At 40.2% G+C, this 8375-nt stretch carries 7 protein-coding genes and 1 pseudogene; 6 read left to right on the plus strand and 2 right to left on the minus strand.

Features of this window, described 5'->3' with window-relative positions:
- Both BLR43_RS13530 and BLR43_RS12990 read left to right on the plus strand, forming a co-directional pair.
- Positions 1-74: pseudogene (locus BLR43_RS13530) on the plus strand (IS1595 family transposase); the annotation flags it as partial.
- A 129-nt stretch (positions 75-203) separates the two neighbouring features.
- Positions 204-845 (plus strand): hypothetical protein, encoded by a 642-nt coding sequence (locus BLR43_RS12990; RefSeq protein ID WP_093071414.1) that lies wholly within the window; start codon positions 204-206, stop codon positions 843-845.
- Between the two features lie 42 nt (positions 846-887).
- Here BLR43_RS12990 and BLR43_RS12995 read toward each other — a convergent pair whose 3' ends face one another.
- A complete protein-coding gene (locus BLR43_RS12995; protein ID WP_093071415.1) occupies positions 888-1208 on the minus strand; it encodes a hypothetical protein in 321 nt (106 codons plus the stop codon).
- Positions 1209-1479: 271 nt separating this feature from the next.
- On the opposite strand from BLR43_RS12995, the gene BLR43_RS13000 reads away from it, so the two are divergent.
- The 4 genes from BLR43_RS13000 to BLR43_RS13015 all read left to right on the plus strand — a co-directional run bounded on the left by BLR43_RS13000 (position 1480) and on the right by BLR43_RS13015 (position 7652).
- Positions 1480-1677, plus strand: a complete 198-nt coding sequence (locus BLR43_RS13000) for a helix-turn-helix domain-containing protein (RefSeq protein ID WP_313781172.1) — start codon at positions 1480-1482, stop codon at positions 1675-1677.
- A gap of 254 nt (positions 1678-1931) precedes the next feature.
- Positions 1932-2495 carry a hypothetical protein gene (locus BLR43_RS13005; RefSeq protein ID WP_093071417.1) on the plus strand — a complete coding sequence of 188 codons (564 nt, stop codon included), beginning with the start codon at positions 1932-1934 and terminating at the stop codon, positions 2493-2495.
- Positions 2488-4797, plus strand: coding sequence for a hypothetical protein (locus BLR43_RS13010; protein ID WP_093071418.1), 2310 nt, complete (start codon positions 2488-2490; stop codon positions 4795-4797). The genes BLR43_RS13005 and BLR43_RS13010 overlap by 8 nt, the downstream gene beginning before the upstream one ends.
- Before the next feature lie 116 nt (positions 4798-4913).
- Positions 4914-7652: a site-specific integrase gene (locus BLR43_RS13015; protein ID WP_167669420.1), complete on the plus strand. Its 2739-nt coding sequence runs from the start codon at positions 4914-4916 to the stop codon at positions 7650-7652.
- Positions 7653-7711: 59 nt separating this feature from the next.
- On the opposite strand, the gene BLR43_RS13020 is transcribed toward BLR43_RS13015, so the two are convergent.
- Positions 7712-8375 (minus strand): IS3 family transposase (locus BLR43_RS13020; protein WP_143007453.1); only part of this gene is annotated, 664 nt, incomplete at its 5' end.

Consider the following 8375-nt stretch of genomic DNA (forward strand, 5'->3'; position numbering starts at 1 on the left):
TTTATTTAAAGGAATGTGAGTGGCGTTTTAATCATAGTGACCCAAAGTCGCAATTACTACAATTAAAACAATGAGTTAAACAGGGTTTGAACTAGTTATCTAGGACAGCCTCAAATTCATTAATCATACGGTAAGTCAGTATAAAAATAAAAACGAGTGATACTTTTAGTGTCATAACATTTAGAGTAACAAAAGGTCTAATCATGAAATATCAGCTCGACAACTCAAAAATAGATAGTGTTCCGTGTGTCGCCTTATACCGACCAGATAAAGACCATTATTCGCCATCTATTATCGCCTGTTTTATGATCAATGACGGTTGGAATGAGCAGGCACTACTAGAGCTAAGAGAGAAAGCAGAGGCTGATATTTTAGTAGGCTTACAGACAGATAACAATGAGTATGAACGCTTAGATATTGTAGAAGGCATTATTAGATGCCAGCCTAATGAAGTAAATGATGTCGTTGAACTGCTAGATGTAAGGTCCGCAAGTACTATTATCGGTATAGATGTAATAGATGTTATAAGCTTGTTTGAGGTTGGCAGTTCATTCCAGTTTTTTCAAGCGAGCTCTACAGGCGAGCATGAATTCGATATGATAAAGATAGCCACACACAAGCTGATTAATCTACTTGCAAAAGCTCATGATACTAAAGGAATATTTGTTGGCATGCAGAGTCCGCAAAGCTTACCACTGGAATCCATGGCTTATGTAACAGAAGCTGTTGAAGAGTTGTTGTCTGGTGACGATACCTTTATATACTATAGTTCAAATAGTACTGATGAGCCTGAATTTTTTCGTTTGAATGGAATTTATGCTGAAGAAAAACAAAGCCACACGTAGTAAACGTATGGCTTTGGCTGCTACTATCAATTGAAGCTGGTTCTATTTGCTAACAGAATCCCCGCGCCACATAGCATGCTCACACACTGCGCAAAACCAACTCTCTTTTGCTCGCATGTAAGCAATATCGGCAGGTACTTCAATAGGACAGGCGCTTCCGCAATATTCGCAGCACACATCATCTAAGCAAGCGTAGCATTGGCTTACGGTTTCAAATAATACATGCGTATTAATGCTATATTTTTGACAAAGCAGACGGATATAATCTATATAGCTGATTTTGTGATCATAAGCCCAATAATCTTCACAGACCCGTTTGTCCCAAGCATTTTGTGTCATGCTCCATTCAATGCTGATGCCCACAACGTGCTCCTTTTTAATGACCTGATACCTACGATTAACATTCCCTTTTTATAGTAATGATATCTATTGAAACAGTCACACCTACCATCATTAGCCAGCTATTGAGCAGCAAGATAGGTATATGACATAATAAAGCGTTAGTCAGCATAAAATAGTTTTTGACGGAAACTTAGTTATTGCCAACGAGTATTATTCTAGCAGAAAAGTAGTCACTGGCAAGTATTTTTTACTTACCAATAAGGATTTTATTGTGATTTCTTGTAATCTCCCTGTGCTTCTAGCAGAAAGACGACTACGGGTTGCCGATCTAGTAAGGATGACAGACATTAGTAAATCAACACTTCATAGGATTTATAACGATGAGACGACTCGTATAGAGTTCGATACACTAAGCAAATTGTGTGAAGTACTAGAGGTGACACCATGCGAGATATTAAAATACATACCTGATGAAGACAGTAAAAATTAGGTTTTATAAATAATGTAGTTGAATCTATACATTCATTCTAAACTCTAAAAATAACGATATTATTACCTGATAAAAAACAATCATAGCTCTCACGAAGTAATGGCATCGCTGTTATTTTTGAGAGCTCTTTTTAATGACTTTGCACTCATTTACAGCCAATATATTTTTTAATAAATATAATTAAATCATCCACTTGTATAATGTTATGTTATAACGTACTATTAATGCAATGATAATTTTTAGAGCAGTTTATCGTGAAAAATAAGACTCTTCGCTCGACTCAAAAGCTGTTAGTTCTGAACTCAAAAAATCTAACCGTTCATCCTGATGCCAGAACTGCTTTTATGGTTTGGCAGCAGCATAGATCGCCTCTGCGTCGACCACAGCTGGCAGGCTTAGATGATTATTATCGACCAGCATTGCGGTTATGTATGCTTGATAGAGACAGTTATCAGTTCTTCAATAACTTTGCACGAATCGATGAGGTAATGAGGTTCGAAGATAGCTGGCGTCAGCCTTGTCTGATTGCGCTTGAAAGTCGTCATGATATTAAGCGGCTGGCGTGGTGCGAGGTTCTCAGTCTATCTAGGTTTGCTGGCGTGAATCATCCGGCTCTGTTTCAAGCCATATATAAAAATGCATCAAAGCAGCTTATCTGTGAGCTGATGGGCGTGCCCCGATTAACCGTTAGTAATTACTGTCATTTTGCAGGTATCAGTCAAAGTAGCTATGAATATCAGCAGTGTAAGGTAGCATGTGATGAGACTTTATTAGGTCTACCTAAAAACATGAACTGGATGAATGGTAGACATGGCTGATACTAAACTGTTCGATGATGTGACTGATAAACGAGTATTGAATAAGCTCATTCCTATAGGCTCGCCACATTATGTGCAAATGCAAGCATTGGTTATTGATATTATCGGTCTGGTGCCAGACGCTGAGATTGATCTACTGTGTTCGGCGCCACTTGCTAATGCTAGTTTTAGGGGCATCGATTGTACTGAAGTGATCCAGCAGATTATCGGGCAAGGTAGAACGGGAGAGTGGGCGGTTACATATATGCTGCTTATATTTTATCAAGCGTATGGTGCGGTTGATAGCGGTAGTGATGCTTGGCGGTTTATGAGCGGCTACCTCAAAATCATATTTATGATTACAGCTAGGCAAGATAAGCATTTTGCTAAAATTGATAAACTAGGCGTTCGTATTCGTATGGCATTAAGGCCTGCTGATCCACAGCGCGATATCCTCAACGAGTTAATTAGAATTCATGATCAGTGCGATAACCTATCCTCATGCTTATCTTCTATCAGAAAGTATGAGATAAGCGTCAAACAAGAAGAGGCAACGGGTAAAGCTGCTAATCAGTATCTTGCCAGTAAAGTTGGTCAAATCAGGCTGGCTTATGAGGTAGTCATAAACAATAAAGCTTTTATCGGTAAAACTTATGATAAGAGCGCCAAACGTTCAAAAAAAGCTCAAAGTGTTGTTAATACTACGACGGTTATTGATGGTGAGCCGTTACAGAAAAAATTGTTTAGTACGAAACAATCACGCAAGTCAACTAACGTGGCAACTGCTGAGAATATTGCCGATGATAACACACCGCCACTGCTGGACAATAATTTTAAACCCATCAAACAAATCGCCAAATCCTCTGAGCTACAGCAATGGAAGCTCAAAAGCAGCTATCAGCATGCCAGCCGCAATCAGTTTCATTTCCCAACTAATCATCGCCAGCTGAGTGTAACTGGCTATCAAATGCTATTTTCGATGCTATGGCAACGCTTTATGAAGGAACACATGAAAAGTAGAACGGGTTATGCCGTCTTACTACTGTCACTGTTAAGCGGTCTTAGTATTGACAATATAATTGATGATTGGCAGCGCGGTCGCAGTCAGCGTCAGTATTTTGTTTATGACCGTACTCGTAAAGTCAGTAGTATTGCTATCACGATTGATGTGACCACCAATACCAGAAGCCATTTACTTGCTCACAGGCAAAGCTATGGTAGCGTATTCAAGCGAGCACTACCTGAAGTGCTACAGATCATGTTAGAGGACAAAGTCGCTGTTTCACTTGATGATGTCAAACTAGCTATCAACGAGGTTAAGAATCAGCTCAACCTGCCAGCTTTGAGTGCTCAATATATCGAGTCTGGATTGTTTGTAGTGATTAAAAATGGCCTTAGTAAGCCACTACATGCTGACATCCTCACAGGCGTTGATGTAAAGCACAGCTCGCCGCTGTATTACACCAGCATCAAAACTGCTGATCTAGAGCAAACCTATATAAAAGCAGTAGCACTGCTAAGCGCATACTGTGATGACGAGAAAAAGGCGTCATTGATAGATGAGTGCAGCGTGTCCATGAATGGTCATAAAAGCCATGTTGGCAGCGATATGGTGCTTGAAACCTCTACGTGCCAGCAGTTCTTTGAACAGTTGGCTATGAGCGCTGAGAGCTATAATGAACGGCTCAATCATAGTATCGAGCGCTATACTGCGCAGTTTAATAGCTATAGCGTTTGGCTGTGGCACACTATTATGATTCAAACCGGTATTCGTCCGGTTAAACATGCGCCAGGATTACTCAATCAGCTTGATTTTAAACGTCGTCTACTATGGGTATCTGATAAAGAAGAGCGTCACGGTCAGTCTGACGGCAGGCTCATTCCGTTAAGTCAGTTTTTAGCCGCTGCTATACAAAACTACATTGATTATATTAAGCAATTTGCCGCTATCTATAATCCAATTTGCCCTGAAACACCTTATCCCCTTGATGCTATTCTGCAATCAGAGCAATCGCTTATTCAAATTTACCAAAAAAATCCAAAAGGCTTTATCGGTATCACGCCAAGCCGCGTTCGATATGAGCTACAAGATTTTTTTAGTCATCAGGATAATTGGCTGCGTCATCAGCTGCGATCCATGCTCACAGAACGTGTGTCTGATTATCTAATTTGTACGCTTTACGGTCATGAGCATCCCGATCAAGAATTTACGCACCCCATGTCATCAAGCTCTATTAATCAATTGCACCAGCTCAGCCCTCATCTAGATGCGATTGCCAATGATCTTTGCCTAAAACAAATTGAGGTTCGCTTATATGGATAACATTAGTGCTCACAAACTGCGGCAGCTCAACAGAGATGGCGCTAAAAAAAGCATTAAAAGCGCAGCTAAAGTGCTGATTGCAGACTATGTTAATCAAAATCCCATGCAATCACCTTGTGAGCTGCAGCATCATGTATGGCGGTGTTAATGATATTGACATATTAAGAGCGCTATATGATTGGCTGTTTAGTGAGCGCCGTGCTTATCAGATTAGTCTGCCAGCAACTGATGGTAAAGATAAAGCAGAGCAATTAGCCGTAATACCGCTTAGCGTGCCTGATTATAACTATGGCTGCGCACTGGATAGTAGTGACGACTTGCAGCGCTTTATCGACTACGTACCCGACGATATGAGTTTGTGTTTTTTATATGCGCTAAAAGACAAGGACTTGAGTAAGACAAAAATAAAACCATTTAACACCATCATTAATGATATCTCAAAGACGCTTAAACTCACCAATAAAGATATTGAGCGTCCGCAGCACTCAATGCTTATTAAACATGCCAACTATCACTGGCGGCAGATGGAAGGTAGCTTAATTGATGGGGCGCTTTCTATTGTTAAACAAGGCGATCTTAAAACCACTGGGCTACCGACTGATAAGCTGAGTCGCTATAACCAAGAAGTTATCAATCCAAACCCTGAGCCGCTTACATGGTCTGAGTTGTTTGATGCCAGTTATCAGGCGGTAGACAAATCACAGAACAAGCGAAATGCTATAGCTTATCCAAGCTTTAGCAAAAATCTAATTAAAGAAGTGCAAGATACGCTCAAACTTACCAGAAGCGCTGCTACTTCTACTATCACAACATTAAAGACAGATGCTAGCCAGCCTAACGCGCAACGCTTACTTAGCTGGGCGTTATCGCTACTGGATGATCATAGCATTAGATTAAATACCATCAGTAAATATATCGGCTGCATTGGTCGCGATTGGTTGATGCTGACTATGGATGAGAATATTGGTCAGTGGGAAGGCGACGACTTTGAGGATATCTATGAGCAGATTATTCAAAGTAAAATTAAAGATGGTCGTAAGACGTCTATGTTATGTAAGTCATCGGAGTTTGAAGATGATACGTCTAGTGATATAGATGATGATAAAAATGCTACTGGCCAACCGATATCTTATCTTGATCGTTTAAAAGACAGTCAGAAATTTACTTATGGACGTCTAAAAGCCTTTCACGATCATCAACGTACTCACTTTGATGCACCTTACGTATACTTCCCTTGGGGTAACAACCGACAAGTGGTTAAAGCCGAAATGGTGTCACCACATGTATATCGCGCAATGAAAAGATACATCCAATCATCGAAGTTAGAAGTTGAGCAAAAGCAACTTTGTTTGATTGTTTTAGCACTTGTTTATCGCACTGGTATGCGAATTAATGAAATTATTGGTATTAAGGTTAGTGACATTGCAGATATAGGGCTTATTAATGGTCGAATGGTTGAAGTACCTAAAATAATACTTAAACCCAACCGTTATCGTAGGCTTAAAAGCAGTAGTGCCAAAAGAGTAATACCGATAGATAGTCTTTTCAAGGATGACGAGTTAAAACAGTTCATAACATTCTATTATCAGCAAAAAAGGTTAAAGCGGCGTTATTTATTCTCACAAGGCTCGGGTGACCAGCCACTGCCAGCAGTGCTTTTTAGTAATATGATGAAAATTATATGGGACAGGCTGCTTATCACGCATGATTTTACCTTTCATAGCTTTCGGCATACTACGATTAGTCATCTTGCACTAGTGTTGAGCGACTCACCACTGGCTCAGGTGGTCACAGACTATGATAAAAAGCATGGCGACAATATCATTAAGGCAATACTTGGTAATAATAAAGAGCAGAGCATTTGGTTTGGTCTGGCAAGTCTTGCAGGGCATCTAACGCCAGATACTACGTTTGAACATTACATTCATACCGCGCATCTGCTGGCTGGTTGGCAAAATAGTGAAGCTAAGCTTGCTATACCGATAACAGTGTTTGAGATGGTAACAGGTATTGGTTATCAGACGATAAATAGACAAGATGGCAGAGCTTATAGTCCTAGCACCAAACAAACTAATCTTGTTAAGATGCGTGGCTATTTAATCAATAAGGTTGCGAGTAAAGAGTCTCTTCTCTCTTATAACAGAACACCAGCTAATACAGATTATGAGCAAAACACACAAAATGACGCAGCGAATACTCGACCGTCTATATTTATCCATCCTAAAATTTATGATGTGATTGCATTCTTGAAAGAGCTTCAAAAAATAAGCATTGATAAAAGAGCAGAGCGGTTGGTAAAGGTCGCACTTTGGCATGGTATTCCTATCCATGAAGGTAGACAGATTTACGATAGAGCCAGTCAAATTTTTTCTGATGATAGGTTGCTTTTAAGTGCGCCGACGGGACATAAAAATCAAGAGGTTTTAGTCAAAGCGTTTGATCGTGCGTATCAGATGTCAACTGATAAACCTGATGAACTAAAGTTATTTGTGGATATATTTTCTGTTAAACAAAACTTAAACACCTCATCGATTCATTTTGGCATTAAAGAGACCCAGCTTGAGATGCTACAGCATTTTGTGACAGTAGGTTGTCAGCTTATCGATGCCAGTCATTGGCAGATTAGAGCGCATAGTGAGCAAGCAGCAAGAGATATTAAAAAAGAACTAGGACTCGATAGCTCAATACGTGTCGGTACGCGTGAGAGTTTCCATGGCTATGAAGTGCGGGTAGTACAGAAAAAGTGTAAGCGGTCTAATAAGAATTTAGCTATGACAGGCAATTATTATGCTTCGTCGAGTGTACTTAAATATTTTGGCTATCTTGTTATGTTATTGGTTGAAGATAACCCCTAGGAAAAAGCTAATATAATGTATGAACCGCCCCGACTATATCGGAGAGTGGATTGCTTGAGTCAGGCAGCTTTGTCTGACTCACAAAGACTATCATAGTATCGTCTCTCAAACTCAAAAGGCGACACATAACTAATCGTACTATGAATGCGAGTTTTGTTAAACCAATCGACCCATTCTAGGGTTGCTAATTCAACATCACACGCATCCCGCCACTGCTGTTTTAAATATTCAATCACCTCTGTTTTATAAAGCCCGTTAACCGTTTCAGCCAACGCATTATCGTATGAATCACCTGTCGTGCCAACAGATGCAATGACGCCAGAATCAGCCATCTTATCAGTATAGCGAATTGATAAGTACTGAACGCCGCGATCACTATGATGAATGACATCTTTAGGATGGTTTCTGTCTGCAATGGCTTGGTTTAGTGCTGCCATCACCATATCAGTGTTCATACGATCTGATACTTTCCAGCCAACGATAGCGCGAGCAAATACATCAATGATAAAGGCGGTATATACCCAGCCACTCAGTGTCTTTATATAGGTAAAATCAGCTACCCATAGCTGGTTAGGGCGATGGGCATTAAAGTTACGATTAACCAAATCATCAGCACGCTTTTGATCGTCACGAGACTTAGTCGTTATCTTACCTTTACCTCGCCAAACACCCTGCATGCCATGCTGCCGCATTAACCGCTCTACAGTGCAGCGTGCAGGATGT

Origin of the sequence: Psychrobacter pacificensis (genome assembly GCF_900101915.1) — a bacterium.
Classification (GTDB): Bacteria; Pseudomonadota; Gammaproteobacteria; order Pseudomonadales; family Moraxellaceae; genus Psychrobacter; species Psychrobacter pacificensis.

What these genes read in the sequence shown, in the direction of transcription:
- BLR43_RS12990 (WP_093071414.1), top strand. Translation starts at nt 204, where the DNA reads ATGAAATATCAGCTCGACAACTCAAAAATAGATAGTGTTCCGTGTGTC.
- BLR43_RS13010 (WP_093071418.1), top strand. Translation starts at nt 2,488, where the DNA reads ATGGCTGATACTAAACTGTTCGATGATGTGACTGATAAACGAGTATTG.